We start from the raw sequence: 24,849 nt of genomic DNA, 5'->3' as shown, positions 1-24,849 counted from the left end.
GCTTGTCAAACATCATTAGTGCACTTTTTCCTTTCAAGTATCCCATGAAACTTGACACTGATATTTTTGGGGGAATACTAACTAACATATGCACATGATCTGGCATTAAATGTCCTTCTATTATTTCTACTCCTTTGTATTTGCATAATGTCCTAAATATTTCTCCCAAACTATCTCGGTATTGATTAAATACTATTTTTCGTCTATACTTTGGTGTAAAGACAATATGATATTTACACATCCACTTTGTGTGTGATAATGAATTTGCCTTTTGAGCCATTTAAGTCACCTCTTCATTATTTTAGGTCTGAACAACTCTATTATAATGCTGAGGTGATTTTTTGGTATAACCTTTTGTTTCCTACCCGCATAGCGGGTAGTTTTTTGTTTCGCACGCGTTGCGTGCTCAACTGACTAAAGTCACAATAAAAAAACCACCCTCTTCCAGGGTGGTCTTCTTAAAATCTTTACTTGTGGAGAATGGGGGACACTCTCTTGTATAAAAGGAGGGTCACTAGGCTGGCCACTGCTCCCTTAAAGAGATTAAAGGGAATCATACAGTAGACCATAAGAGACCAAAGGTCTGTAACCTTATGGCTAACAGCACTTCCTGCTGCAATAATGGCATCCATGGGCATGAACTTAGAATACAAGGGGAAGATAAAGAAATAATTGCTGATGGTTGCAAAGGCAGTCATAACTAGGATCCCCACTACAAGACCTATTAGGGCACTCCGGTAGGACTTACGGTGGTGGTAGATAAGACTGGTTGGAATGACAAAGGCACAACCAACTAGGAAGTTGGATAACTCCCCTACCCCGCCAGTGGTGGTCCCCTTAAAGACCATCTCTAAAATAACCTTGATTCCTTCTATGAAAATTCCAGCCAAGGGACCCATGGCAAAGCCGCCAATGAGGGCTGGAGCATCTGAAATATCCATTTTAATAAAACCTGGTGCCAAAAAGGTAATGGGGAAATCTACATACATAAGTATAAAGGCAATCACTGACAGGACACTGACCTTGGTCATGGTTCTGGTAGCCATTCTTGGTTTTGTCGACTTGATGTTTACTTGATTCATTGTAACCTCCTTAAATTTAGGCATAAAAAAATGCCCACAACTTCGGGGCTATAAGATCCTTCTTTCATCCGGACTATACCGTCGGTATCGGAATTACACCGATTCAGTCTTACGACTCGTGGACTCTAACCACCGGTGAGGAATTACACCTCGCCCTGAAGATTCTCTTCGTTTATAGAATAGCAAATTTCCTTAGCCTTGTCAAGATGTTTTGAGAATTAGAATCAAAGTCCCCTCCATAAAATAGGAGGCTGGACTCTTGGAGATTCTTCCAAGCTTCCAGCCTCCTATGAGGGAAAGTTATTTAATTTCCATGGTTTACCTCTAAAATTTTTATCTTGGGCTTTTTCTCACGGAATAGGTCTTCAATGGCCCGGGCATCTTCCGGACTAAAGATAAAGCGTCGGTTGATGGCCCCCTTGTTAAAGTGGAATTCCACCCGGGGCGCCGACTTTAAGCTGTCCTTGTGGACGGCTTGAATTTCTTCATAAGTCCAAAGGTTATGAAAGCAATGCCCCAAGACCTTGTACTCGATATCCACTCCCTGGTCTGATACCACTTGCTTTCTCTCAGAAAAGCTGGCAAGAATAATCACTAAACCAAAGGGGACATAAAACCAATTTTGATGGGCCAAGGCCTGGTAAATGGATAAGATGCCTAATAAAAGGGCTGCTATTTTAACCCAAAGCTTTCGCTCTGGTAGAATTCCATAGTATTTCATCGCTTTCACTCACTTTATTTTTCTTAAAGACTCTTATAGATTCCTGCTTTTCTCTTTTCAATCAAGGCCTTCATGGCAATTTCATGCGCTTCTTCTGGCGCTCCTGCAGGTCCCCGGCCCTTTTTCAATTTTCCATAGAAGGTCGTTCTAGACCCATCTGCAAAGAGGATATTTCCTCCCCAACTTGCAGTAACTAAGGCAAAGATTGGGTTGATGAGGTTCATAAAACAATAGGGCAGGTAGGACAGGGTTGGTACTCCTAGAACGGATGTATGGTAGGATCCGCAAGAGGACCAGGGTACTAGGGGTGACCAGAGGGTTCCACCGTCTTCCAAGGTTCTGGACAACATGTTCCGGCCCAGGCCCATTTGGTCATAATTATCCTTGTACATAGAGGATGGGATAATTAAACCAAGGTATTGGTCACACATGGTGGTAATACAGAAGATGGAAGTTATAAGGGTAACAAAAACCAATTGGAAGGGGGTCTTGACCTTGTTGATCAGGTGACCCAGGATGGATTCAATGGCCCCAATTTTTTGTAGGATTCCACCAAAGGCTACAGCTACAATAACCAGGTTGTTGGTCCAAAGCATGCTGTCCATTCCCCCGCGGTTGACCAGGGTGTAGAAAAGTTCATTTTGGGATTCAGCAGAATAACCATAGTGGAGCATTCGGATACAATCGGCAATTCCGGCCCCTTGAAGGACGGCTGCAAAGATACAACCTACCAAAGACAAGAGGACAATGGATGGGATAGCTGGCATCTTAATAACGGCAACGATGATGATCATTAAGATGGGGATTAAGAGCAAGGGGCTCATGTAGTTATAGTGGTTTACAATTTCTGCAGAAAGATTATCAGCCAAGGTAGGGTCATAGCTATTGACACTGGAGAATGAGAAGAAGGCATAGATGATAATGGCAATAACTAAACTTGGGAAGGTTGTGGTTACCATGGCTCCAACGTGGTCAAAAAGACCTGTTTGGGAGGCCCCGGCTGCCAGGTTGGTAGAGTCTGATAGGGGAGAAAATTTATCTCCACAGCAGGCTCCGGACAAGATGGCTCCGGCAATAAGGGCTGGGTTTAAGCCCATGGTTTTTCCAATGGCCATAAAGGCAATCCCCAGGGTGGCAGATACTGTCCAGGCTGAACCCAGGGCAATCCCTACAACGGCACACATCAAGGTGATAAAGGGTAGGAAGATTCCTGGAGATAAGAGTTTCAAGCCGTAGTAGACAACAGCGGGGATGGTTCCACAAGCGGTGAAAGATCCAATGAGGCAACCAACCAGTAGGATGATGATAATGGCTTCTAGAGATTGGTTGACCGCTTCTAGACCTGCAGCCAACATGTCCTTATATGTATAGCCACATATCCGTCCAATAATCATGGCAACTCCACAAGACAGGGTTACTGGGATGTGGGGGTCTTGGCCCCAACCAAAGACATAGTTGGAGATCATAACGGCCAATAAAAAGATAATGGGTATTAAGGCTTCAAGTTTATTTGGCAGCCTAGCTACTTTTGCATTTTCGTTCATGCTGTTTCCTCCTTAAATTATTTTTTTACTACTTTAAGGATAGTCTAGCAGACTGCTTGTCAATGAAGTGTCAATATGACCAGGAATTTTAAAAATAATATTTTTCCTGTTCTAAAAGTGAGTTCACTTCTTCTGCCCAGGAGTATTGGGCCATGTACTCTCCATGGTAGAGGTCTGCCCCTGCTTCTTTATCCTGAAGCCAGGTAAAATAGTCACACTGGATCCAGTCTGGCTGGGCCAGGCTCATATAGCCCCTTTCTGTGTAGATTAGGTCTTGGCAGGCCAGGTCCTGGAGGCAGTCTCTCAGGTCTTTTTTCAGCATGCGGAAATAGGAATCATGGCCTTCGTCCTCCCAAAGATTGGCCATAATTTCCCGGTTGCTGGTCCGGGCCCCTCGTCGATGGACCAGGAAGGCCAAAAGTTCCTTAGTCTTATCAAATTTGAACTTCACCGGCCTTCCGTCAACCAGGATGTCAAAATTTCCAAAACAAGTGATCTTAACTCGTTTTTCCAGAGCTTCTCCTCCTTCTTCTGGCTGGTATCTCAAATTTTTAATGGCATGGCCTACCTGGTCAGAACTGGCCGGCTTCATAAGATAGTCGCTGGCATCCAGGGCAAAGGCATTTTTCATATAGTCGTCATAGCCTGTAACAAAGATAAAGTTACTTCTGGGATAGATTTTTTTCAGCTCCTTGGCAAAGTCCACCCCATTTAGGCCGGGCATTTGGATATCAATAAAGTAGACATGAAATTCTTCCCTCTTGGCCAGGTCCAGACCCTTCAAGGGGTTGGTTTCCACTGTTACTTGTGCTTTTGGGTCATTTTCCCTAATGAGGTCGGCTAGATAGTTGGCAGCCAATGGCTCATCGTCCAATACTATGTATTTCACGGCGATCTCCCTCCAATCTCTGTATCTTTTCTCTTTCTCCAGGAATAAGAATCTTGACCTTGGTGCCGAAGCCTGGCATGGACTCAATGTCCATTTGGGCCTTAGCAGTATTTTTTAACCTTTCATAGGCATTGGCAATCCCTATGTGTTTTTTCCCATCCAGGTGGACCCTTTCGGGGTCAAAACCCTCTCCATCATCTGTAATGGTGATAAGGTGGTCCCGGCCAATCTTCTGGCTCTTAATTTCCACCGTCCCACCTTCCAGTCTTTTGCAAATCCCATGCTTAACTGCATTTTCCACAATGGGTTGTAGGGTCAAAACAGGAACGTCAAAGTCTGTAGATTGGATGTCATAGACAATGTTTAATCGGGATCCAAACCTGAGTTTTTCAATATCCAGGTAGATCTTGATATGGTCTAACTCCTGGCTAAAGGGGTGAACTTCCCTAGAGTCTACCCCGTACATATTTTCTCTTAGGTATTTGGAAAACTTAACAGTAGTTTCCTCCGCCAATTTGGGGTCGGTCCGGCAAAGGGCTGTAATGGTATTGAGGGTATTGTACAAAAAGTGGGGTTGGATTTGAGACAGCATCATGGACAACCTCTGTTCCCTAAGCTTGATGTCCTTTTCCCTATTGACTTGTTGGGAGATGTAGACGTGAATCATAAGATAATAGAGCAAAAAACTAATGGCATAGGTCTTGACCAAAATTCCAGGACGAATCCCTGCAGAATCCAAAATATTGGCCGTCATTAAAACGGAAATAAAGCAAAAAGCCCCCAGGGGATTTTTATTGGATTCCTTGTATAATTTCATATTTAAGACAAAGAGGAAGATAATCCAATAGGCCCATTCTGTAATCATATAGGTGTATTGGATAAAAAAATCCACCAGGTCTTGACCTATTCCCAGGTTTTCTTCCAAGACCCCAGAAAAACAAGCCAGGTAGACCAGGGCATTTATCCAGGCAGGAATGTAATTGACCGCTTTTTTCTTGTCCACCATCCTAATCATGGCCGCCATGGGCAGGGGCCTTAAGCTATAGAAGAAAAAGCTGGCTAGGACCCAGGCCCCGGAAGAAATCCCCCGACTATTTAAGTAGTCCCGGTAAAAGGCATTGATGGAAATGATAAGAAGCAGGGTCATGTTGATAGCCATCCCCTCTTTGATGTCCCGGTCCACTGAAGACTTGACAGAAACAACAAAATAGGTGCTAAAGACGATAATTAGGAAAATAAAATTTTCTACTAGGTAGTTTTGGATTGGGTTCATGGGTCCTCTCCTTATAAAGAAACAAGACAAGGAGTCCCTGTCTTGTCTCTTTCCTTCATCTCATTAGTCTACGAGTTTTTTAATGGCTGACTTGTAAATTTCCTTGGCCAGGACCAGGTCCTCAATAAGAATACTTTCATCGGGCATGTGCTCTGTAGCTTCCCGGCCCGGTAGCATGGGACCAAAGGCCACAATCCCGTCCATGGCCCGGGCATAGGTTCCTCCCCCAATGACCTTGGCTGGAGATTGGTCTCCTGTTTTTTCCCGGTAGGCTTCCAGAAGCTTGGTCATAACAGGACCGTCTTGGTCCAAGTGGACAAAAGCTTCGTCCCGAATTAGGTCAATTTTTATAGCCCCAAGGCCCTTTTCTTCCAAGACTCTTTCTATATTTTGGATAATGTCTTGGATTTTTCCTGTAATGGGGTAGCGGATATCCACATAGAGTCTGATTTGGTCTTGGTCGCTTTCAATAATCCCATAGTTGTAGGAAATTTCGCCACTTTCCTCATCGGACCAGTAGCCTCCCAGGCTCTTTCCATTGTTTTCTTCCTTGACACAGTCTTGGAAGAAACGAGTTAAGAGGCAATCTTCTTCCTCCACTTCCTTAAAGAGCTTGACAATGGCATTGTCCCCATCCCAGGGGGTGGACCCGTGGGCAGACTTGCCTTGGGCCTTAAGGGTCTTTCCGTTTTTCAGCTGGGCCTCACAGGAGTCCGCCACCATGTTGGTGGCATTGCCCCCTTGGATGCTGTCAAAGGCCGTTTGGTCCTTGGGAAAGGAAATCTTTAAATTAGCGATCCCTTTTTCACAATAGATGGCAGGAAATTCTGCATCTGGTGTAAAACCATAGTCCACATGGTCTTCATGGGCCAGGTAGTAGTCCATGTCCTTCCAGGCTCCAGTTTCTTCAGCTTGGCCGAAAATCAAGCGGACCCGGTGGTTAAAGGGAACTTTTTCTTCAATGAGCTCCTTCATGGCATGGATGGCAGCCATGGCCGGCCCCTTGTCATCGGTAACCCCTCGACCGTAGATCTTGTCCCCCTTGATGGTTACCTTAAAGGGGTCTGAAGACCAGCCATCTCCTGCCGGTACCACATCCAGGTGGCAGAGGATGCCAATGAGGTCCCCCTTGTCCCCATAGTCGGCATAGCCCACCATGTGGTTACAATTTTTTGCCTTCATCCCATATTTTTCGCAAAGGGCCAGGGTTTTTTCCAGGGCCTCAGCAGCTCCCTTGCCAAAGGGGGCTTGGGGGTCATCCGTTTCTATGGATACACTATTTATAGATACAATTTCATCTAAATCTTTTAATAAGTCTTGTGTTGCTTTGTCCATTTCCATATTTTCACAACCTTTCTTTCTTTCATTGTAGTGAAAAAGTCTTTTCCCGTCAATAAAAAGACCCCTTGGAAAATTTTTTTATAAAGGGCCAAATAAAATATACCAGAGAAAATGTAAATTCTCTCTGGTATTTGATTCAACTTTATGGGGTCAGTTCAATCAGGGATCTTTTCCGAAAGAAAGACTTGATTCGAAGTCCTCTTTTTATTCTCTATATTCGGTCCCATCTATTTTGTAGCCAATGGAGGATTGGCTACAGATAAAGTCTTTTTCCTCTTGGTTATAGTAGCTAAGTCCCTTAAAGAGTTCTTTTTCCTTGTCTTTTAAAATTTTTTCTCTTAGCTCTGTCAGTTCTTTTCCTTGTTTTCCTTGCAAGTCATCCATTTTTTCTAACTCATCTGTTAGTCGCCAAGAAAGAACTTCTGATTCTTCTAGGGTAAATTCTGGGATTTTACTTTGAATTTTTTCAAAGGGGAAGTCTGCATAGACATGGAAGCCCTCTTCTTCTTTTTGCTCTTGGTCTGCCTTTTGTTCTTGGGCTCTTTGTAAATCTTCTTTACTAACTTCCAGTTTATGGTGGCCCTTTTCGGTATAGGAAACATTATCCATCACATAGCCCAAGTAAGATTCCTTGGCGATGGCCTTCATCTCTTCTTGACTAAAGTTATAGCCCTTAAAAATTTCCTCTTGCTTTTCCTTAAAAAGTTTTTCTCTTATCTCCGTTAACTCTTTGCCCTCTTTGCTTTCTAGGTCTTTTACTTTAGAGGCCTCTTCTGTCAACCGACTCGAAATTAAGGCAGCGTCTTGTGGTGTAAAATCAGGAATCGACTGTTTAATATAGTCTTGATTCACTCCCGCAGAAACATAGGGCCCCGCTTCCTCTGATTTTTTATCTTCTCCCTTACAGGAAACAAGACCAACCAGTAAAAGAAGACAGAGAATCCATGAATATTTTTTCATATCAATCTTTCCTTTCAACTTCCACTCCATTTCATCTTTAGAATATAAATGATTTTTACAACAAAATCTCCTAAAGATATGCTATTGGTTCTGTAAAAAGCCTTACTCCTAGCTTAAGAAGGATTTTAACTTTATGAAACCTTCTCTAGCTTTTGATGCAAATGACATCTTTCTAGTTTTATTATACCCCCTTCTATAGTAAGGTCAACAAGCAATCCTTTCTTAAAAAGCCAGAAAAAAAGACCCCCTCAGGGATCTTTTCTTTAGGACTTGTAAACCACCACTGGGGTTCCATAGTCGATGTTTTCATAAACTTTTGGCATGTTCTTGGGGGGTGTATTGATGCAGCCATGACTTCCTCCGGCTTGGTAGATTTTACCCCCATAGCTGGACCGCCAGGAACTGTCGTGGATACCCACGCCTACCCAGGTATAGGGAATCCAATAACGGACATAGCTCTTGTAGGTGTCCCCTGTTAAATAACGGTCTCTTTCCTTGGACCAAACTCGACCAACCCCTGTTGGAGTGGCATTTCCTTTGTTGGGATTCCCCGTAACAATGGGGGTATCCACCATGAGTTGGGCGTTTTTGTAGACCCACATGTGTTGTCGGGTCAGGTCAATTTCTACGTAGTTGGACCCAATGTCGTTTTGGGTCCGGCTCATGGCTTCTTGGCTATAGACGGGTTTTAGGGTCTTGGATTGGCCTTCATTTAAAAGCTTCAGCAGTTCTTCACCTGTCTTGGCCTGGTCTGTCCGCCAACCATAGATGCCACCTTGGACGGTAACGGCTTGGCCTCCTGTTGCATAGAAGGTCCGGGTCCCCCGATAGGTGTCGTATTTTTTGGCTAAGTCAGCTACATAGGCCTTGACTTTTTCTGGATCTGGATTTAAGTTCCCTTGACCATCATCTGTATAGAGGGCCAGGAGCTTTTCCCCATTTAATTCTTCCTTACGGTCCTCAAAGTCATAGACCACATTGATGGAAGAAATCTTGGCCAGGGAGGCCAATTGGTTTTTTAAATAGGGAGAATCCTTGGTGACCTTGGGGTCATGGTAGACATTTTCCTTATTTAAGTCAAGCTTGGACTTTTCATTTTTCAGGGCCTGCAAAATCTCATTTTTTAACTTTTCCGGAGCCACCTTGGTTCCTTGGACTTCGGGTTCAATGACAAAGCCCTTGCCCTGTTTATAGGTGACATAGGCATCCTTGGGGTCTGTAGCTGTGGGGTCTGTCACAAAGGGTGAAGAAGCAATCCTTTGGTTCAAGACCCGGTCATTGTAGATGAGCTCGGAGTCTAGCTTGTAATTCTTGTGGGAAAAGAAGAGAACTGGCCAGGCCCAGGGATTTTGTTTGAGATCTGCCTTCCCTGTGAGCTTTTCATAATAGTCAATATCTTGGGCCTTAAAGACGTCTTTTAAGTCATGCCGGCCTAGGACTGTGACTTGGAGTTTTTTCATCTTTTTTTCATACTGGTCTTTTATCTGGTCCTTTTTGACAAAGGAAAAATCTTTATTGTTTATATAGGTATTGGCCAGGGTGTATTGGTGAAAAATCCCTACCCCTGCAAAATAGACTCCTGATAGGACTACAACCAGGGCTATAAAAAATATCTTGAAAAATTTTTTCAACGATAATCCCCCTTTTTCTCGTTATCTTTTGTAGTATACCATAAAAGACAAGTTTACCCAAGGTCTTGGGAGATGAATTCCTCTTAATTTTCATGGTCTTTTTAACTGGAAAACTGGTATAATTATATTTTAGGATAGATAAGTTTTGAATGTTTTAGAAAGGACCCCCATGGAAAATAAAAAAGGCCGTTTTTTACTCTTTCCTGGCCATAAAATAGATTATCTTTTACTGGCAACCATCCTGGGCCTATGTATCTTTGGCCTGGTGGTTTTATCTTCTGCCACCTTAAATATCAATCCTGTTTCCTATGTTCGAAAGCAGGCCCTGGCAAGTGTTTTAGGTTTTATCTGCCTCTTTATCTTAATGCGGATTGACTTTCGAATCTTTAAGAAATACTACCTAATTATTTATATGTTGGGAAATATCCTCCTCTTGGCCACCTTGGTCTTTGGCCATGGGGATACGTCCTGGGGAAGCCGGTCCTGGCTCCGTATTGGCCCCGTTAATTTTCAACCAGCGGAATTTATCAAATTGGGCTTGGTCTACTCTCTAAGTGTTTTTTTAGAGAAAAAGGACGACATCAACCAGCCCCTGCAACTCCTTAGCGTGGTGGTCTTTGCCCTGGTTCCTGTGGGCTTAATCTTGCTCCAACCGGACTTTGGAACGGCCATGGTCTTTATCTTTATCATTGCCTGCATGCTCTTTTTCGCCAACATTTCCTGGAAGTACATCCTGGGAGCCCTCTTGGCCGGGATTTTAATTCTACCTATTTCTTACCCCTTTTTAGATGACTTTCAAAAGGACCGGATCCTGGACTTTTTGGATCCTTCTGCCAATACCCAGGGGTCGGGCTACCAGGCCAACGAGGCCCAAATCGCCATTGGGTCTGGAAAGTTTACTGGTAAGGGCCTCTACCAGGGCTCTCAAACCCAGTATAACTTTATCCCCACCAAACAAACCGACTCCATTTTTCCGGTTTTAGTAGAAGAGCTGGGCTTTATCGGTGGCGCCGGCCTCCTGGTCCTCTACGGCCTTATGCTCTACCGGCTTATGGACATTGCCCGGACCAGCCGTGACCTTTGTGGTCGCTATTTAACCATTGGCTATACGGCCATGTTTTTCATCCATATTTGGGAAAATGTGGGAATGAATATGGGGCTTATGCCCATTACTGGAATCCCCCTGCCCTTCCTCTCCTATGGGGGAACCTTCCAGCTGGTCAACCTCATTGCCCTGGGCCTGGTCTTAAGTGTCCACTACCACAAGAGAGAGGCCCAATAAAAAATGCTAAATAAAAATCCTTGGTCCCAGACTTTTCCGTCTGGGACCAAGGATTTTTTTATTGGTTTTATTTGTTTAATTTTGCCATTTGGCAGGCCACTTGGGCGCCAATTTTTGCATTGTTTTCTACCAGGGCAATGTTGGCCTTGAGGCTGTTACCTTCTGTTACTTCCACAACCTTGGATAGGAGGAAGGGGGTTGCTTCTTTTCCATGGATGCCTTTTTCCTTGGCTTCAACTAGGGCTTCTTCAATGGCCTTGTTGATGACTTTTTCATCCATAGCATCTTCTGCTGGAATGGGGTTGGTTAAAAGGACCCCACCATCCAGGCCTAGGTTCCATTTTGCATGGACTAGGGAAGCTACTTCTTGGGGGTTTTCCATGGCATAGTCTACCTGGAAGCCTGACCGTTCTGTAAAGAAGGCTGGCATGTCTTTTGTTTGGTAACCCAAAACCGGAACTCCAAAAGTTTCCAAGTATTCCAAAGTCAAGCCAATATCCAGGATGGACTTACAACCTGCACAGACAACTACAATGTCTGTTGTTGCCAATTCTTGAAGGTCTCTGGAAATATCAAAAGTTTCTTGGGCTCCCCGGTGGACCCCACCAATCCCTCCAGTTACCAAAAGTTTAATCCCTGCCAGCTTGGCTGTTAGGATGGAGGTTGCTACAGTTGTGGCTCCATTTAAGCCCTTGGCCACCATCATGGGGTAGTCCCGAGTAGAACACTTGATGATGGTCTTGTCTGTAGCCATGAATTCCAATTCTTCTTCTGTCAAGCCCACCTTAATCCGACCATTGATAATGGCTGTAGTGGCTGGAACTGCTCCATTTTCCCGGACAATTTCTTCACAGCGTTTGGCTGTTTCTAAATTTTGGGGATAGGGCATACCGTGGCTGATAATGGTGGATTCCAAGGCCACAACGGCTTGGTTCTTTTCCAGGGCTTCTTTCACTTCTGGACTAATATCCATATGGGCTTGTAAAAATTCTTTATTTAACATTCAAATACCTCCTCTATTTCTCTCTTAATTCCTTCAATTGACATTTCTTCTGCATTGGTTTTTTCTGACTTTAAGGCCAGGCGGCTGGCCCCCATGGCAAAGTAAAGACTTTCTCTTAGGGACTTACCTTGGCCCAGGGCATGGGCTAGGCCTGCTGTAAAGGCATCTCCTGCTCCTGTGGCATTTTTGACCTCCAGGGCCTTGCCCTTTAGGTGGATCGTCTCTTTTTTGTGGAAGGCCCAGGCCCCCTCCTTGCCACAAGTGATTACTAGGTAGCTAAGGCCCTTCTTCAAAAGGGTCTTAGCCAGCTTGGGATAGTCCTGGTCGTCTTGAGGGTCCAGGCCTGCCAAGGCTGCGGCCTCATATTCATTGACCTTTAAAAGGTGGACCTTGTCCAAATGGTCCTTGATTTTCATGACCTTGATGCCACTGACCCCATCTACAAGGTACTTTTGGGGGACCTTGTCCAAAAGATAAGCCAGGCTTTCCTGGGGTAGGTTGGTATCTAGGACCACATAGCTGGCATTTTCGATAAACCTCTTATGCTGGGCCAGTCGGGCCTGGGTCAATTCTTCCACCAGGGTCATGTCGTTAATGGCGGTTAACATGTCCTTGTTTTCGTCCAGGATTTCCAAATAGACAGGACTTTGCCTTCCTGGTAGAATATAGGCCTTTTCATAGGACAAGTGGCCTCCCAAGGAGCCTTGGTCCATAATGGCCTTGCCCCACTGGTCGTCTCCCAACATACAAATCATGTAGACTTGGTTGGACAGGCGGGCCAAGTTTTCAGCAATGTTGCGCCCCACTCCTCCGGGAGAGGATTGGACCGATCCCAGGTTGGAATCCTTCATCTTTAAAACAGACTGGGGAATCCCCCTAAGGTCCATGTTGGCCCCACCAACCACTACAAGATAGGGATCTTGACGAAGCAAGTAGCCTCGCCCTAAAATGTGGCCCTTTTGACTTAAGTTGTTAATATGGGCAGCGACCGATGAACGTTGAATGTTGAGTCGCTGAGCGATTTCCTTTTGACTGATTCTTGGATTTTTTCTAATGAGTTCCATGATTTCTTCTTCTCTAGGTGTCATCAGTCGCCTCCTTTTCTCACTTATGTTTATATTATAATCTTTTGTTTAATCTAAGTCAAGAAAAATCCCCAACTTTCGTTGAGGATTTAAACTTTATTTTAGGTGGACTTGGTCATAGTTGTGGTAGCGCCTGTAAAGAAGCTGGGCCAGGCAAAATAGGATTCCTCCTACTATGAGGGCTCCAAGATATTCAATCCCCACCCGGGCAAGGGACATCAAAAGAGGTGTCCGGATATGGGAGAAGGTATTGGTAATATCCACCATACCAATGGCTGCCAGCATAAAGCAGATAAAGGCGTAGACCTTGCCTAAGTCCTTATGGGCCCCATAAACCAAGAGGATGATGGCCGGGAAGCCAATAAAGACTGCCTTGGTTCTGGGCCGGGCATAGAAGAGGTTTTCAAAGAGGTTTCTCAAGAGTAGTTCCAGGCTGGGAACCTTGGAAGAGGTATTTCCCCCTCTTAAGAGGAAGATCCCCAGGACGATAACTCCCATCCCTGCCAAACAGGCCTGCCAAATTTTTACATCCGACAAGAGCAGGTCTCTGCAAAGAGGATAGCCCATTTTTTGGTCCTTTTCCAGGTAGATCTTTCTGGCAAAGATTAAAAGAGCCAGGGCCAGGGGAAGAATTTGAGAGATTTTAACCCCCCGGAAGATATTGATTTCCATCATATAGTCTGTAGAAGCCAAGAAGACGACTTCGTTTAGGGCTCCAATCATGGAAATTCCCAGGGCTAGGGCCAGAACGCCAGCTCCTTGACCATAGATTTTTGCTAGGCTTTTCTGGGGTCTTTCCTCCTTGATTCGGTCATAGGTCTCGGCCAAAAAGACCATGGCCAAGGAGGGGAAGACGATGATGTTGGCTAGGTTAAAGACCAGGTCTCCAAAGGAGGTGGCCTTGTTTAAGCCAAAGATTCCAAAGGCCAGACCAGATCCCAGGATGAAAATTCCTATCTTCAAGAATTTTTTCAGGCCAAAAATTTGGTCTAGGAGGATAATCCCTCCAAGCACTGTCAGGATTGAGGGTAAAATCTTATAGATCTCAGCCACCTTGAAGTTTTCCATCCCTTGGACTTGTCCCTTTTGGTAGTGCATGTCTTCCAAGCGTTGGTGGAGGGGGCCTAAAACATTGGCATAGACCTGACTCTCTGGTAGGGTCAGGTTGTTTTTCATAAAGGGTTTGGTCATAACCATGGCCATGTTTCTTTCAGAAATTGCCCGATAGTAGACATTGGTTAGCTCTTCTCCGTTGTGGTGGAAGGGAATTTCATAGTCGTAGTGCTTTTGTAAAAAGTCCCAGGTAATCAGGCAGCGGGCCTTCTTTACATCACTACGCTTGATGAAGTCCTCTCCAGCCTTTAGGGGCATATTTCCTCTTTGGGTGATGTCTTCCATTAAGACTAGGGCCAGTTTTTTTTGACCTAAGAATTGGGCAAAGCGATCTTGAAGGTCCTTGGGATTCTCTAGCCCTGCCCCATAAAGGGTATTGCCAGGAAAGAGGACAAAGTGTTGGTCCCGACTTAACTCTTCCAGGCTGGCCATAAAACGGTCCATGGATTTCTCATCATCTTGGACTCCAGCAATAAAGGTGGGAGTCAGGTTGACATTTAAATTGGGAATGGCTCTTAGGCTTTCCACCAGGTCTTTTTGATAGCCCAGACCCACATATTCTAAGATAGAGGCCTTTTCTCCCCGGTCAGACAGCTTGTTTTTGACAACATCTGTAGCTTCTTTTCGGACTAGGACCAGGTCCTTTTCCTTGCCTTGGATTTCAATTTCTCCATTGCCCAGGTCCTTAATTTCCCTTTCCTCTTTCAGACACTTGAGGCCCTCCTTGATAAAGGCCAATTCTTCATTGGACCCCTTGACCCGGAGGTTAATCCCATTCATGGAGGTCTCTATGGTGGACCCGGGGTCTACCTTGAGGGAGTTAATGGTGGCTTCTCCCACTGTTACTGTCGTGGCTCCAGCTTGGGCCAATTCTGTGAAATAGTCCTGGATGGACTGGCCCCTGGCAAAGGCCTGGGACTTAAAATCTTCGTAATTAACAAGGGTTTCATAGCCCCTATAGGATTTTTCCACAGCCATCCTCTGGCCTAGGATGGGTAGGATAAAAACCAACCACAGGCATAGGAGTAAGGCTCCGGCTATTTTTTCTTTTTTCATGTCTTCTCCTTTTCACAAGTCACTTTAATCTAAGTCATATTATAGCAAAATCTCAGCCCTCTTGCTGAAAAAACTTTTAACCTAGTCTTTTTTCCATAAAAAAACCCCGGACCGGGGTTTTATTCTTTGGTCTTCATTTTTTCATAACAGGCCCTGCAAAGGGGTTCATACTCGTCAATAGCTCCCAGGACCACCCGGCTGGTCTTGCTGCTTTTCCGGTGGCTGACCCAGGCATCCGACCCACAACAGGTACAAACGGCATGGTGCTTGTGGACATAGTCAGCCCGGGGCATGAGTTCCTTGATAATCTCAAAGGGGACCTTTTGGTAGTCCATATCCAAACCCGCTACAATAATGGTAATTCCCTGGTCTAAGATCCTGAACAAGACCTCTACCACCCTTTGAGGGTCCCGGTCAATAAATTGGATTTCGTCAATCCCCACTACATCCAGGTCTTTTTCTTGGACCATGGCCTCCAGGTCGTCAATATTGTCCAAGGGGTAAGCATGGGTGACCTCTTGGTCATGGCTCATGATCTCATTTTCCCCACAACGACTGTCCATCCTGGGCTTAAAGGCACAGACCTTATAGCCGGCTATGGAAAAGCGCTTTAAGTCTTTTTCTAAACTTGATGTCTTCCCGGAAAACATAGACCCGGTATGGACGATTAACCTTCCCTTGTACTGGTGCATTCTAACCTCCCTGCAAGAAAAGACTTACCTTAGATAAGCCTATCTCATATTTGCAAAACGTTCCACTGCCTTGGTAAATTTTTCTACAGTTAAATCCACATCTCCATGGGTTAGACCATCCTTGACACAGTGTTTGATGTGGCCTTCCAGGACAATCTTCCCTGCCCCGTGAAGGGCTGATTTAGCTGCATTAATTTGTGACAGAATATCCTCACAAGGAACGTCTTCATCAATCATCCGATTAATGGCTTGCACCTGTCCTATAATCTTATTCAAGCGACGGTGTAAATTTTCAGAGTCCATACATTGCCTCATGGTTTGCCTCCTAATCTTTCTTATAAAACAAGTAAATTTCCCTGGCTGATAAGGAAAATCGTAATAAAAAGCTCTAAACACATGGCCTGCATTTAGAGCTTATCTTTGGTGCCGGAGGCGGGATTTGAACCCGCACGGTGTTGCCACCGCTGGATTTTGAGTCCAGTACGTCTGCCAATTCCATCACTCCGGCAAGTACCATAGTAGTATACCATACCACTATGGTCTTTGCAATATATTTATCTTTTCTTTGCCCTTAGAAAAAATGAATTATAATTGGTTGATTTCTCTCACCTTGAAGCAGGCGACATAGTGATTTTCTTTGACTTCTTCCATAACGGGATCCTTACCCCGACATTGGTCGTCACTGTAGGGACAACGGTCTACAAAGCGGCAGCCTGGCTTGGGATCAATAGGACTTGGAACATCTCCGTCCAACTTAATCCTTTCCCGGGCCCTTTGTAATTCAGGGTCTGCTACAGGAATGGCTGATAGTAAGGCCTTGGTATAGGGATGAAGGGGGCCTCCATAGAGGTCTTCACTACTGGCCAACTCCATCATTTGCCCCAGATACATAACTCCTACCCGGTCTGAAATATAGCGAACCATGGATAGGTCATGGGCAATAAATAAAAGAGTTAGGCCCAGTTCTTTTTGCAGGTCCTTCAAGAGGTTGACGATTTGAGCTTGGATACTTACGTCCAAGGCAGAAATAGGTTCATCACAGATGATAAATTTTGGTCTCAAGGCAAGAGCTCGAGCAATTCCAATTCTTTGTCTTTGACCTCCGGAAAACTCATGGGGGAACCTTTGGGCGTGTTCTTCAGAAAGCCCAACCAACTCCAAAAGATCTATGATTCTTTGGTAGCGTTCCTTGCCCTTTAGGGTTCCATAAATATCCAGGGGCTCCCCAATAATGTCTTCCACTGTCATCCGAGGATCCAGAGAAGCATAGGGGTCTTGGAAAATCATCTGCATGTCCTTACGAACCTCATGGAGGTCCTTGCCCTTTAAGTCGTAGATATTCACTCCGTCAAACTTAACCTCCCCGTCTGTGGGCTCATAGAGCCGAAGGATAGTCCGACCTGCTGTGGACTTACCACAACCAGATTCTCCTACCAAACCAAAAGTTTCTCCTTCATAGATGAAAAAGTTAAGCCCATCAACTGCCTTGAGGTTTCCCCCACCAACGTGGAAGTATTTTTTTAAGTTTGAAATTTCAACAATCTTGTTATCCTTCAACTTCAGCACCTCCTCGTGGACAGTCCGGATGATTTAACCAGCAGCGACTACAGTGTTGTCCTTGGTGGTGTTCAAGTTCAGGCAGGTGGTCTCGACAGATGACCATGGCTTGGTCACAACGGTCGTAGAAAGAGCAGCCTGCCGGTGGTTTGTAGAGGTCTGGAGGAGTTCCTTCAATGGAGTGAAGGACTTCCGATTTTTCCATGTTGATTTTTGGAACAGCTGCCAACAACTTTCTTGTATAGGGGTGTTTGGGGTCATTAAAGATCTCTTCCACAGTTCCCTTTTCTAAAATTTGTCCTGCATACATGACAATGACTTCATCCGCCATATCTGCCACAACCCCCAGGTCATGGGTGATGAGGATGATAGATGTGCCTAATTCTTCGTTTAATTTTTTCATTAAGTCCAGAATTTGGGCTTGAACTGTTACGTCCAAGGCTGTAGTCGGCTCATCAGCAATTAAAAGTTCCGGTTTTGATGCCATGGCCAGGGCAATCATAACCCTTTGCCGCATCCCACCAGAAAATTCATGGGGATATTGTTGGATTCTACGTTCCGGTTGGGGAACGGCAACAAGATCCAACATTTCAATGGCCAGTTTTTCTGCTTCCTTGGCAGAAATTTTCTTGTGGCGACGGACTCCTTCCACGATTTGCTTACCCACCTTCATGGTTGGGTTCAAAGAAGTCATGGGGTCTTGGAAGACCATGGAGATTTGATTCCCACGGATATCCATCATTTGCTTGTTGTCATATTTTAAAAGGTCTTCCCCCTTAAAGAGGATTTGTCCACCCTTGTAAAGAACAGGAGGCTTGGGTAAAAGTTGGACAATGGAATTGGCCGTAACACTTTTTCCACAACCAGATTCTCCTACAATGGCAAGCTTAGATCCCTTCTTTAAGTTAAAAGAAATATCTCGAACAGCCTCAACTTCTCCGAAAAAAGTTTGGAAAGAGACAGCCAAGTTTTTAACTTCTAAAATATTTTCGAAATTTTCCTTGTTTTCTACCATGGCAATCCTACTTTCTCAATCTTGGGTCTAAAGCATCTTGTAGACCGTCACCGAAGACGTTAAAACTAAACATGATTAATGAAATAAATAAGGCCGGTAATAGCATTTGGTAAAAGAGGCCAACCCCCATTACTTCCAAACCATCTGTAGCCAAAACCCCTAGGGATGGTTGGGGTGGTTGCAAGCCCAGACCCATAAAGGATAGGGTTGCTTCAGCAAAGATAGCCCGAGGAACACTTAGGGTGATATTAACCAAGATGGGTCCCAGGGTGTTGGGAATAATGTGTTTGATTAGAATGTGATTTTTGCTTGCTCCCAAGGACCGACTGGCCAGGCAGTATTCATTTTCTTTTAATTGAAGAACCTGACCACGAACCATAATTGCCATAGGAACCCAGCCCGTAATGGACATAGCTAAAACCAGGGTATATAAACTAGCCCCTTGGTCTTTCCCCATGGTTACGGAAATCAAAATAACAATCAACATATAGGGAATGGCATAGGCAATTTCAGCAATCCGCATCATAACTGTATCGACTTTTGAAGAAGCCATGCCGGCAATCCCACCATAGCTAACCCCAATGATAAAGTCCATGGCTGCTGCCAGGATTCCAATCAAGAGGGAGTAGCGAATTCCAAAGCAAATCCGGGTAAATAGGTCACGACCCAGGGTGTCTGTCCCGAACCAATATTGGCCATTGGGCTCAATATTCATGTGGGTTAATTCTTGTTGGTAGTAGCTGTATCCAGAAATTTGTGGTCCAACAAAGGCCATAATCAGCATCACAACAATTAAGAAAAAGCCAAACATAGCCAATTTATTTTGTAAAAGGCGACGTAAGACATCCTTCCAAAAACCAATGGTTGGACGGGTAATCTTATCGGCATCATCTTTCCGCTCTGCTGGAGCAAAAAGTTCACTGGGTATTGGTTTGTTAGTCATCATGAACTTTCTCCTCCTAATTTAATTCTTGGGTCTACAACAACATATAGGATATCAACAATTAATAGCATTAAAATTAAAATAGCTGAATAGAAAATTGTCGTTCCCATAATCAGGGTGTAGTCCCGGTTGATAATAGAGGTAACAAAGAAGTTACCAAGACCAGGAATCCCAAAAATCTTTTCAATAACAAAAGATCCTGTCAAAAGACCAGAAATTGTGGTCCCCATTTGGGATACAATAGGTAAAATGGCATTCCGAACTGCGTGTCCCATAATGACACGGAATTTGGAAAGTCCCTTTGACTTAGCTGTTTTAATATAGTCTTGACCTAAAACTTCCAGCATGGATGACCGCATAATCCGGGCGGAAGAAGCCATGGGCATAAAGGACAAGGCTATACTTGGCAAGATGGTATGGGCCCAGGTTCCCCATCCTGCAATAGGTAGGAAGGAAACCTTAGAGGCAATGAACTGGATAAAGAGGGTTCCCAAAACAAAGGAGGGCACACTAATCCCGATAATTGCCAAAATCATCATCAAATAGTCTGGAAACTTATTTTGGTAAAGGGCTGCAATAGAACCCAAGGCTGGTCCAAGGATAATGGAAATGACAAAGGCCTGAATCCCCAATTGTCCAGATACTGGAGCTCCCCTGGCAATCATTTGATTTACATTTTCTGCCTTAGATTTCATGGATTCCCCAAAATCTAATTTACAAACATTTTTTAAGTAGATTACATACTGTTCACTTAAGGGGCGATCAAGTCCATACCGTGCACGCAAGTTATTATAAACTGTTTCAGGCATCCGACCATCTTTGGCAAAGGGGTCACCCGGAATGGTGTGCATCAGTAAAAAAGTAATGGTGATAATCACCCACAGTGTTACAAGAGAGATTAAAAACCTCTTCAACACAAATTTCTTCATTATTCATCCTTTCTCTAAGGGCTGATGTGTCAACTTTAAATGTAAAGTAGAGAATCGGTAAGCGATTCTCTACTTTATCTTTACAATGAAATTCGGATGTTATTTTTCGTCCGTCATTTCTGCATAAGTCAAGAATGGATAGTTCATCATAATCTTGTAAACACCCTTAACATATGGTTTTGTTACATATGCTGCAGTGTAGAAGTATACTGGAACAACTGGTTTATCTCTCATTAAGATTTTTTCAGCTTCCTTCATGGAATCCATACGTTCCTTAGAATCAACTGTTGTCTTTGCAGTCTTGATCAACTTATCGAATTCTGAATCTCCCCATCTAGAGTTGTTTTGTGGGTTTCCAGTTGTGAATAAGTCAAGCATAGTCATTGGGTCTGCATAGTCTCCAACCCAACCTGCACGAGCAATGGAGAAGTCTCCTTGACGACGACGGTCAATTAAAGTTTGGAATTCCATGTTTTCAAGTTTCAAGGAAATACCAAGTTTGGAGTTCCACATTTCTTGAATTGCTTGAGCTAATTTTTTGTGAGTTTCGTCAGTGTTGTAAACAATAACCATACCGTTTAGGTCTTCACGAGTCATGTTTTCTTCTGCTAGACCTTCTTCAAGAAGTTTTACTGCTTCAGCTGCATCTTCCTTGATTAGGTTTCCGTTGGCTTCACGGAAGTCCTTGTCAGCATCGTCTTTTAATCCGTAGGGAACCATTCCTTCAGCTGGAACTTGGCCACCTTGAGTGATGTTTTCAACTAAAGACTTACGGTCAATAGCTAGAGATAGAGCTTCACGCACTTTTGCATTGTTCAGTGGTTTTTTCTCTGTATTTATTTCATAGTAGTAAGTGGATAGTTCATCTGTAATTGTTAATTCAGGATTCTTTTCTTGATTTAACTTATGAACAATTGTTGTTGGTGGGTTGTATAAGAAGTCATATTCTCCACCTTCATATCTTTGCCAAGCTGTGTTTTGGTCTTCAATAATATCGAAGTGGATTCCAGCTAACTTGATCTTGTCTGCATCGTAATATTGGTCGTTTTTAACAAGTTCAATAGCTTCATTGTGTTTCCAGTCTACACATTTGAAGGCACCGTTGGTAACAAAGTCTCCAGCCTTAGGATCTTTTGCCCAATCAGGATTTGCTTCAACAGTTTTCTTTTGTACTGGATAGTAGGTGTAGAAAGCAACTAGGCTTGGGAAGTATTCAGTTGGTGATTCAAGAGTTACTTCAAGAGTCTTGTCATCAAGAGCCTTAACTCCAACATCTTCAGCAGTAGCTTCTCCATTGTTGTAAGCTTCCCCATTCTTTAGATAGTAAAGTTGGTAGGAGTATTCACTAGCTGTTTCTGGGTCTAAAACTCTCTTCCAAGAAAATTCAAAGTCTTCTGCTGTTACAGGGTCTCCATTAGACCATTTTGCATCATCACGAAGGGTAAAGGTGTAAGTTAAACCATCATCAGAAACTTTCATTTCTTTGGCAACACCTTCAACGATTTCGCCTTTTTCATTGTACTTCATAAGACCTTCATAGATGTGTTGCATTGGCCATGAGTCATGAGTACCAGTTGCTAAGGCTGGGTCTAAGGTTCCTGGTTCGGAACTGTTGTTTGTACGTAAAATCTTTCCTTCTGCAGCCTTACCATCTGCAGTTTCTCCACCTGCGTTGTTGGCTGGTTTGTTTCCGCCGCCACCGCAAGCCGTTACAAGCATCACTAATGCAAGTAACATAGTGACAATTCTTAGATTACGTTTCTTCATAGTTTTCCCCCTTTTTTCTTTAACATACTAAAAGAACTATCTCTTAGTAGGTGTTTTTACTATTATACCTAAATTCTAAAATTAAGTAAAGGCTTTTCAAGGATTTGTGGACTACTTTTTTCTGATATCTTGTTAAAGTGCTGTCATGCTTGAAAAATCATCTTTTCTAGGGCATCAATATCCAGGGCTTTCTCTAATCCATCCGCCAATTTATCGAATTGGTCCTCCTTGTAGGCAGCAAAGTCAAAACTTTCTTCCCCAGGGTCTAAGTTCTTTCTCTTTAGTAGGGCCTCCACTAAATTTTGGATAATCTCCCCTTGGTCTAAAAATCCATGGACATAGGTTCCAGCCACTGCATCTTGGCAGGCTCCCTGGCTTTCTGAAGAGTTGGTATGGAGGTTTTGTCCTCCCCTTAAATCCGATTGACCCATGTGGATTTCATAGCCCTTAAAGTCCAGTCCCGACCAGCAAGAGTAGAAACCCTCCAGGTCCTTGATCCTTCCATGGCATTGGACCGTGGTCTTTTCCTTGGAAAAAACAGTGGTCATGGGCAAGAGACCCAGGCCCCTTAGTTTACCCCCAGATTCCACCCCATAGGGGTCTTTCATCCAGTCTCCCAACATTTGGTAACCTCCACAGATGCCGAGAATGGGTACTCCTTTGGTCTTTCTTTGAAGGATTTTACTGTCCAAGCCTCTTTCCTTCATCCACTTAAAGTCATCCATGGTGGACTTGGACCCCGGAATGATAATCATGTCTGCTTCTTCCAGCTCTTGGGGGCTGGTTACATAGGTCAAGTCTACATCCGGATGGAGGGACAGGGCATGGAAGTCTGTGGCATTGGATATCCTAGGAATTCGAACCACGGCAATTTGGACCCGGCCTCTTTTCTTGAAGCGGTTCATGTGGTCTGAAAGGGAGTCTTCATCTTCAATATCAATGTCTAAATAGGGCAGGACCCCTAAAACCGGCACCTTGGTAATGTCCTCCAACTGCCTTAGACCTGGGTCTAAAATGGACTGGTCTCCCCGAAATTTATTGATGATAAAGCCCCGAGTCAGACTCCTTTCCTCCTGGTCAAACAAGAGCATGGTCCCTGCCAGGGAGGCAAAGACTCCTCCTCGGTCAATGTCTCCTACAATGACAAAGGGGGTTTGGGTTTTTTTGGCAAAGCCCGTATTGACCATATCCTGGTCTTTTAAGTTGATTTCCGATGGGCTCCCAGCCCCTTCGCAAAGAATGAGGTCATAGTCTTCTTTTAAAGAGTCAAAGGCCTCTATAATTTTTGGAAAGAGCTTGTCCTTTTCCTTATAATAGTCCCGAGCGGCCAGGGTCTTGTAGACCTTGCCCATAACAATAACCTGGCTCTTACGGTCGCTGGAGGGTTTCAACAGGACGGGATTCATCCGGACATCCGGCTCAATGCCCGCAGCTTCAGCCTGGACCACCTGGGCCCGGCCCATTTCAAATCCATCCTTGGTTATAAAAGAATTCAAGGCCATATTTTGAGCCTTAAAGGGAGCCACCCTGTAGCCCCTTCTCTTAAAAACCCTGGCCAGGCCAGCCGTTACAATGCTCTTTCCTGCATTGGAAGTCGTTCCTAAAATCATCAGTGCCTTGGTCATCGCTTCATCTCCTTATATTTTTCCATGGCCTCTACCAAGCGGTGGGCCGCCTTGGGATTGGCCATCAAGTGGATATGGGGGTAGCCTGCACATAGGTTCCCATCTTGGACCATGGCAGACCAGCCCCTTTGACTTTGGGGCTTTTTGCCCTGGAAGACTTCCCCGGGATTGGTGGATTTGGAATAGTGGAATTCATGGGCCCGGATGTGGTCTCCCTTTTGGGCCAGGAGGTTGTCCTCCTGGGCCACCAGGTCAATATAGCCAAAATTTTGTAACTTGCCAGTCATTTGACTGGTTCCTGGAATTAAGCCCGCCAATTGGTAGGTTCGGTCTCCCTCTTGAAAGCCCTCCAAGAGGGTCATATAGCCACCACACTCTGCAAAAATCGGCATCCCCTTCTTGTGGCAGTCTCGAAGACTTTCCAAAAAGGCTTGATTTTTTTCCAAGTCTTCCATATAGAGCTCGGGATAGCCTCCCCCTAGGTAGACTCCCTGGACATCTTGGGGGACAGCCTGGTTGGCCAGGGGCGAAAATTCTACAATCTCCACTCCCAGGTCTCTCAAGTAGTCTAATGCGTCATTATAATAGAAGGAAAAAGCCCGGTCTCGGGCCAGGGCCAAGCGAACTTGCCCTATTTTTTTCACTTCAGGATAGCTATCTATCAAGTCTCCGGCTCCTTGCCCCAGGGCCATAAGGCCTTCCAGGTCCACACTTTCCAAGGCCTGGTCCCCGTAAGTCCCAACTAGGTCTTGGAGGTTTTCAATTTCGTCAGCTGTAATCAGGCCCAGGTGGCGACTTTCCAAGCCCTCTTCAAAAAGGGGCAGGTAGCCATAAACCTGGATGCCTGTATTGTCTTCTAGAATCTTCTTATAATAGGCCGCCATCATGGGAGACACTCCATTGAGTAGGATTCCCTGGATGTTTGCATCCTTGCGAAAGTTTTGGATTCCTTGAACCAGGGCTGCCAAGGTGGCTGCCAGACCCTTGGGTCTTACAACCAGGACCACGGGAGTTTGGGTCCTCCGGGCCAGATCGTAGGATGAAGAGGAAATACCAGTGGAAACTCCATCGTAATAGCCCATGACTCCTTCAATAATGGATAGGTCTCCGGCATTTTTGGTCAAGAGGTGGATTAAAAGATCATCTTCCATCATATAGGGGTCCAGGTTGCTGGAGGTCAAGTGCAAGATTTTCTCATGGAACATGGGGTCAATATAGTCCGGCCCAGTTTTAAAACTCCGGATATCTATCTGCATTTTTTTATAGGCTGCCAAAAGGGCCATGGTCATGGTGGTCTTTCCACTATTTGAATTCATAGCCGCCAACATAAATCGACTCATC

22 protein-coding genes, 1 tRNA gene and 1 riboswitch are annotated in these 24,849 nt (G+C 44.5%); of the genes, 1 reads left to right on the top strand and 22 read right to left on the bottom strand.

All coding sequences use genetic code 11. From position 1 onward, the window contains the following. The 9 genes from tnpA to CS898_RS06585 form a co-directional block, all read right to left on the bottom strand. A partial coding sequence (gene tnpA, locus CS898_RS06625) for an IS200/IS605 family transposase (RefSeq protein WP_143614593.1) occupies nucleotides 1-280 on the bottom strand: 280 nt, incomplete at its 3' end. A 187-nt stretch (nucleotides 281-467) separates the two neighbouring features. Continuing rightward, the gene (locus CS898_RS06620; RefSeq protein WP_009431047.1) at nucleotides 468-1,082 is read right to left on the bottom strand and encodes an ECF transporter S component; all 615 of its coding nucleotides are present in this window, start codon (nucleotides 1,080-1,082) and stop codon (nucleotides 468-470) included. Nucleotides 1,083-1,134: 52 nt separating this feature from the next. After that, a riboswitch (FMN riboswitch) is annotated at nucleotides 1,135-1,249 on the bottom strand. A 137-nt stretch (nucleotides 1,250-1,386) separates the two neighbouring features. After that, complete coding sequence (locus CS898_RS06615) at nucleotides 1,387-1,803, bottom strand: PH domain-containing protein (protein ID WP_099208552.1); 417 nt, start codon at nucleotides 1,801-1,803, stop codon at nucleotides 1,387-1,389. Between the two features lie 23 nt (nucleotides 1,804-1,826). After that, entirely contained in the window at nucleotides 1,827-3,347 is a 1,521-nt protein-coding gene (gene nhaC / locus CS898_RS06610; RefSeq protein ID WP_099208551.1) for a Na+/H+ antiporter NhaC, read from the bottom strand. 88 nt (nucleotides 3,348-3,435) lie between these two features. After that, the gene (locus CS898_RS06605) at nucleotides 3,436-4,236 is read right to left on the bottom strand and encodes a response regulator transcription factor (protein WP_099208550.1); all 801 of its coding nucleotides are present in this window, start codon (nucleotides 4,234-4,236) and stop codon (nucleotides 3,436-3,438) included. Beyond that, nucleotides 4,211-5,509 (bottom strand): sensor histidine kinase, encoded by a 1,299-nt coding sequence (locus CS898_RS06600; protein ID WP_099208549.1) that lies wholly within the window; start codon nucleotides 5,507-5,509, stop codon nucleotides 4,211-4,213. Before CS898_RS06600 ends, CS898_RS06605 begins: the two co-directional genes overlap by 26 nt. Nucleotides 5,510-5,572: 63 nt before the next feature. Continuing rightward, a complete protein-coding gene (locus tag CS898_RS06595; RefSeq protein WP_099208548.1) occupies nucleotides 5,573-6,850 on the bottom strand; it encodes a Sapep family Mn(2+)-dependent dipeptidase in 1,278 nt (425 codons plus the stop codon). 204 nt (nucleotides 6,851-7,054) lie between these two features. Then, nucleotides 7,055-7,810, bottom strand: coding sequence for a hypothetical protein (locus tag CS898_RS06590; RefSeq protein ID WP_159459141.1), 756 nt, complete (start codon nucleotides 7,808-7,810; stop codon nucleotides 7,055-7,057). A 263-nt stretch (nucleotides 7,811-8,073) separates the two neighbouring features. Next, the gene (locus CS898_RS06585) at nucleotides 8,074-9,441 is read right to left on the bottom strand and encodes a L,D-transpeptidase family protein (RefSeq protein WP_099208546.1); all 1,368 of its coding nucleotides are present in this window, start codon (nucleotides 9,439-9,441) and stop codon (nucleotides 8,074-8,076) included. A 169-nt stretch (nucleotides 9,442-9,610) separates the two neighbouring features. On the opposite strand from CS898_RS06585, the gene rodA reads away from it, so the two are divergent. Further along, nucleotides 9,611-10,723 carry a rod shape-determining protein RodA gene (rodA, locus tag CS898_RS06580; RefSeq protein ID WP_099208562.1) on the top strand — a complete coding sequence of 371 codons (1,113 nt, stop codon included), beginning with the start codon at nucleotides 9,611-9,613 and terminating at the stop codon, nucleotides 10,721-10,723. Between the two features lie 67 nt (nucleotides 10,724-10,790). Here rodA and CS898_RS06575 read toward each other — a convergent pair whose 3' ends face one another. The 13 genes from CS898_RS06575 to CS898_RS06515 all read right to left on the bottom strand — a co-directional run bounded on the left by CS898_RS06575 (nucleotide 10,791) and on the right by CS898_RS06515 (nucleotide 24,848). Further along, nucleotides 10,791-11,726, bottom strand: a complete 936-nt coding sequence (locus tag CS898_RS06575; protein ID WP_099208545.1) for a pseudouridine-5'-phosphate glycosidase — start codon at nucleotides 11,724-11,726, stop codon at nucleotides 10,791-10,793. Further along, nucleotides 11,720-12,814, bottom strand: a complete 1,095-nt coding sequence (locus CS898_RS06570) for a PfkB family carbohydrate kinase (RefSeq protein ID WP_009431583.1) — start codon at nucleotides 12,812-12,814, stop codon at nucleotides 11,720-11,722. Before CS898_RS06570 ends, CS898_RS06575 begins: the two co-directional genes overlap by 7 nt. A 93-nt stretch (nucleotides 12,815-12,907) precedes the next feature. After that, entirely contained in the window at nucleotides 12,908-14,980 is a 2,073-nt protein-coding gene (locus tag CS898_RS06565; protein ID WP_099208544.1) for a DUF5693 family protein, read from the bottom strand. A gap of 119 nt (nucleotides 14,981-15,099) precedes the next feature. Beyond that, the gene (locus CS898_RS06560; protein ID WP_009430295.1) at nucleotides 15,100-15,672 is read right to left on the bottom strand and encodes a thymidine kinase; all 573 of its coding nucleotides are present in this window, start codon (nucleotides 15,670-15,672) and stop codon (nucleotides 15,100-15,102) included. A gap of 39 nt (nucleotides 15,673-15,711) precedes the next feature. Next, the gene (locus CS898_RS06555; RefSeq protein ID WP_009430278.1) at nucleotides 15,712-15,987 is read right to left on the bottom strand and encodes a metal-sensing transcriptional repressor; all 276 of its coding nucleotides are present in this window, start codon (nucleotides 15,985-15,987) and stop codon (nucleotides 15,712-15,714) included. A 106-nt stretch (nucleotides 15,988-16,093) separates the two neighbouring features. Further along, nucleotides 16,094-16,180 (bottom strand) — tRNA-Leu (locus tag CS898_RS06550). 77 nt (nucleotides 16,181-16,257) lie between these two features. Beyond that, on the bottom strand, nucleotides 16,258-17,229 hold the full coding sequence (locus tag CS898_RS06545) for an ABC transporter ATP-binding protein (RefSeq protein WP_099208543.1): 972 nt from the start codon (nucleotides 17,227-17,229) through the stop codon (nucleotides 16,258-16,260). Beyond that, the gene (locus CS898_RS06540) at nucleotides 17,219-18,244 is read right to left on the bottom strand and encodes an ABC transporter ATP-binding protein (RefSeq protein ID WP_099208542.1); all 1,026 of its coding nucleotides are present in this window, start codon (nucleotides 18,242-18,244) and stop codon (nucleotides 17,219-17,221) included. Before CS898_RS06540 ends, CS898_RS06545 begins: the two co-directional genes overlap by 11 nt. A 7-nt stretch (nucleotides 18,245-18,251) precedes the next feature. Next, nucleotides 18,252-19,190, bottom strand: coding sequence for an ABC transporter permease (locus CS898_RS06535; protein ID WP_009430046.1), 939 nt, complete (start codon nucleotides 19,188-19,190; stop codon nucleotides 18,252-18,254). Further along, nucleotides 19,187-20,116, bottom strand: coding sequence for an ABC transporter permease (locus tag CS898_RS06530; RefSeq protein WP_099208541.1), 930 nt, complete (start codon nucleotides 20,114-20,116; stop codon nucleotides 19,187-19,189). The genes CS898_RS06535 and CS898_RS06530 overlap by 4 nt, the downstream gene beginning before the upstream one ends. 99 nt (nucleotides 20,117-20,215) lie before the next feature. Further along, nucleotides 20,216-21,883, bottom strand: coding sequence for a peptide ABC transporter substrate-binding protein (locus CS898_RS06525; RefSeq protein WP_099208540.1), 1,668 nt, complete (start codon nucleotides 21,881-21,883; stop codon nucleotides 20,216-20,218). 143 nt (nucleotides 21,884-22,026) lie between these two features. Further along, nucleotides 22,027-23,508 (bottom strand): cobyric acid synthase, encoded by a 1,482-nt coding sequence (locus tag CS898_RS06520; RefSeq protein ID WP_099208539.1) that lies wholly within the window; start codon nucleotides 23,506-23,508, stop codon nucleotides 22,027-22,029. After that, entirely contained in the window at nucleotides 23,505-24,848 is a 1,344-nt protein-coding gene (locus CS898_RS06515) for a cobyrinic acid a,c-diamide synthase CobB (protein WP_099208538.1), read from the bottom strand. Before CS898_RS06515 ends, CS898_RS06520 begins: the two co-directional genes overlap by 4 nt. Between the last annotated feature and the right edge of the window lies 1 nt (nucleotide 24,849).

This window comes from Urinicoccus timonensis (genome assembly GCF_900232945.1).
GTDB classification, from domain to species: Bacteria; Bacillota; Clostridia; order Tissierellales; family Peptoniphilaceae; genus Urinicoccus; species Urinicoccus timonensis.
Note: the sequence above shows the minus strand (reverse complement) of the source record. Positions and strands in the feature narration are given on the sequence as shown.

Coding starts and splice junctions, on each gene's coding strand:
- CS898_RS06620 (WP_009431047.1), bottom strand. CDS start 1,082: ATGAATCAAGTAAACATCAAGTCGACAAAACCAAGAATGGCTACCAGA.
- CS898_RS06615 (WP_099208552.1), bottom strand. CDS start 1,803: ATGAAATACTATGGAATTCTACCAGAGCGAAAGCTTTGGGTTAAAATA.
- nhaC (WP_099208551.1), bottom strand. CDS start 3,347: ATGAACGAAAATGCAAAAGTAGCTAGGCTGCCAAATAAACTTGAAGCC.
- CS898_RS06600 (WP_099208549.1), bottom strand. CDS start 5,509: ATGAACCCAATCCAAAACTACCTAGTAGAAAATTTTATTTTCCTAATT.
- CS898_RS06595 (WP_099208548.1), bottom strand. CDS start 6,850: ATGGAAATGGACAAAGCAACACAAGACTTATTAAAAGATTTAGATGAA.
- CS898_RS06590 (WP_159459141.1), bottom strand. CDS start 7,810: ATGAAAAAATATTCATGGATTCTCTGTCTTCTTTTACTGGTTGGTCTT.
- rodA (WP_099208562.1), top strand. CDS start 9,611: ATGGAAAATAAAAAAGGCCGTTTTTTACTCTTTCCTGGCCATAAAATA.
- CS898_RS06575 (WP_099208545.1), bottom strand. CDS start 11,726: ATGTTAAATAAAGAATTTTTACAAGCCCATATGGATATTAGTCCAGAA.
- CS898_RS06570 (WP_009431583.1), bottom strand. CDS start 12,814: ATGACACCTAGAGAAGAAGAAATCATGGAACTCATTAGAAAAAATCCA.
- CS898_RS06565 (WP_099208544.1), bottom strand. CDS start 14,980: ATGAAAAAAGAAAAAATAGCCGGAGCCTTACTCCTATGCCTGTGGTTG.
- CS898_RS06560 (WP_009430295.1), bottom strand. CDS start 15,672: ATGCACCAGTACAAGGGAAGGTTAATCGTCCATACCGGGTCTATGTTT.
- CS898_RS06555 (WP_009430278.1), bottom strand. CDS start 15,987: ATGAGGCAATGTATGGACTCTGAAAATTTACACCGTCGCTTGAATAAG.
- CS898_RS06540 (WP_099208542.1), bottom strand. CDS start 18,244: ATGGTAGAAAACAAGGAAAATTTCGAAAATATTTTAGAAGTTAAAAAC.
- CS898_RS06535 (WP_009430046.1), bottom strand. CDS start 19,190: ATGATGACTAACAAACCAATACCCAGTGAACTTTTTGCTCCAGCAGAG.
- CS898_RS06530 (WP_099208541.1), bottom strand. CDS start 20,116: ATGAAGAAATTTGTGTTGAAGAGGTTTTTAATCTCTCTTGTAACACTG.
- CS898_RS06525 (WP_099208540.1), bottom strand. CDS start 21,883: ATGAAGAAACGTAATCTAAGAATTGTCACTATGTTACTTGCATTAGTG.
- CS898_RS06520 (WP_099208539.1), bottom strand. CDS start 23,508: ATGACCAAGGCACTGATGATTTTAGGAACGACTTCCAATGCAGGAAAG.
- CS898_RS06515 (WP_099208538.1), bottom strand. CDS start 24,848: ATGAGTCGATTTATGTTGGCGGCTATGAATTCAAATAGTGGAAAGACC.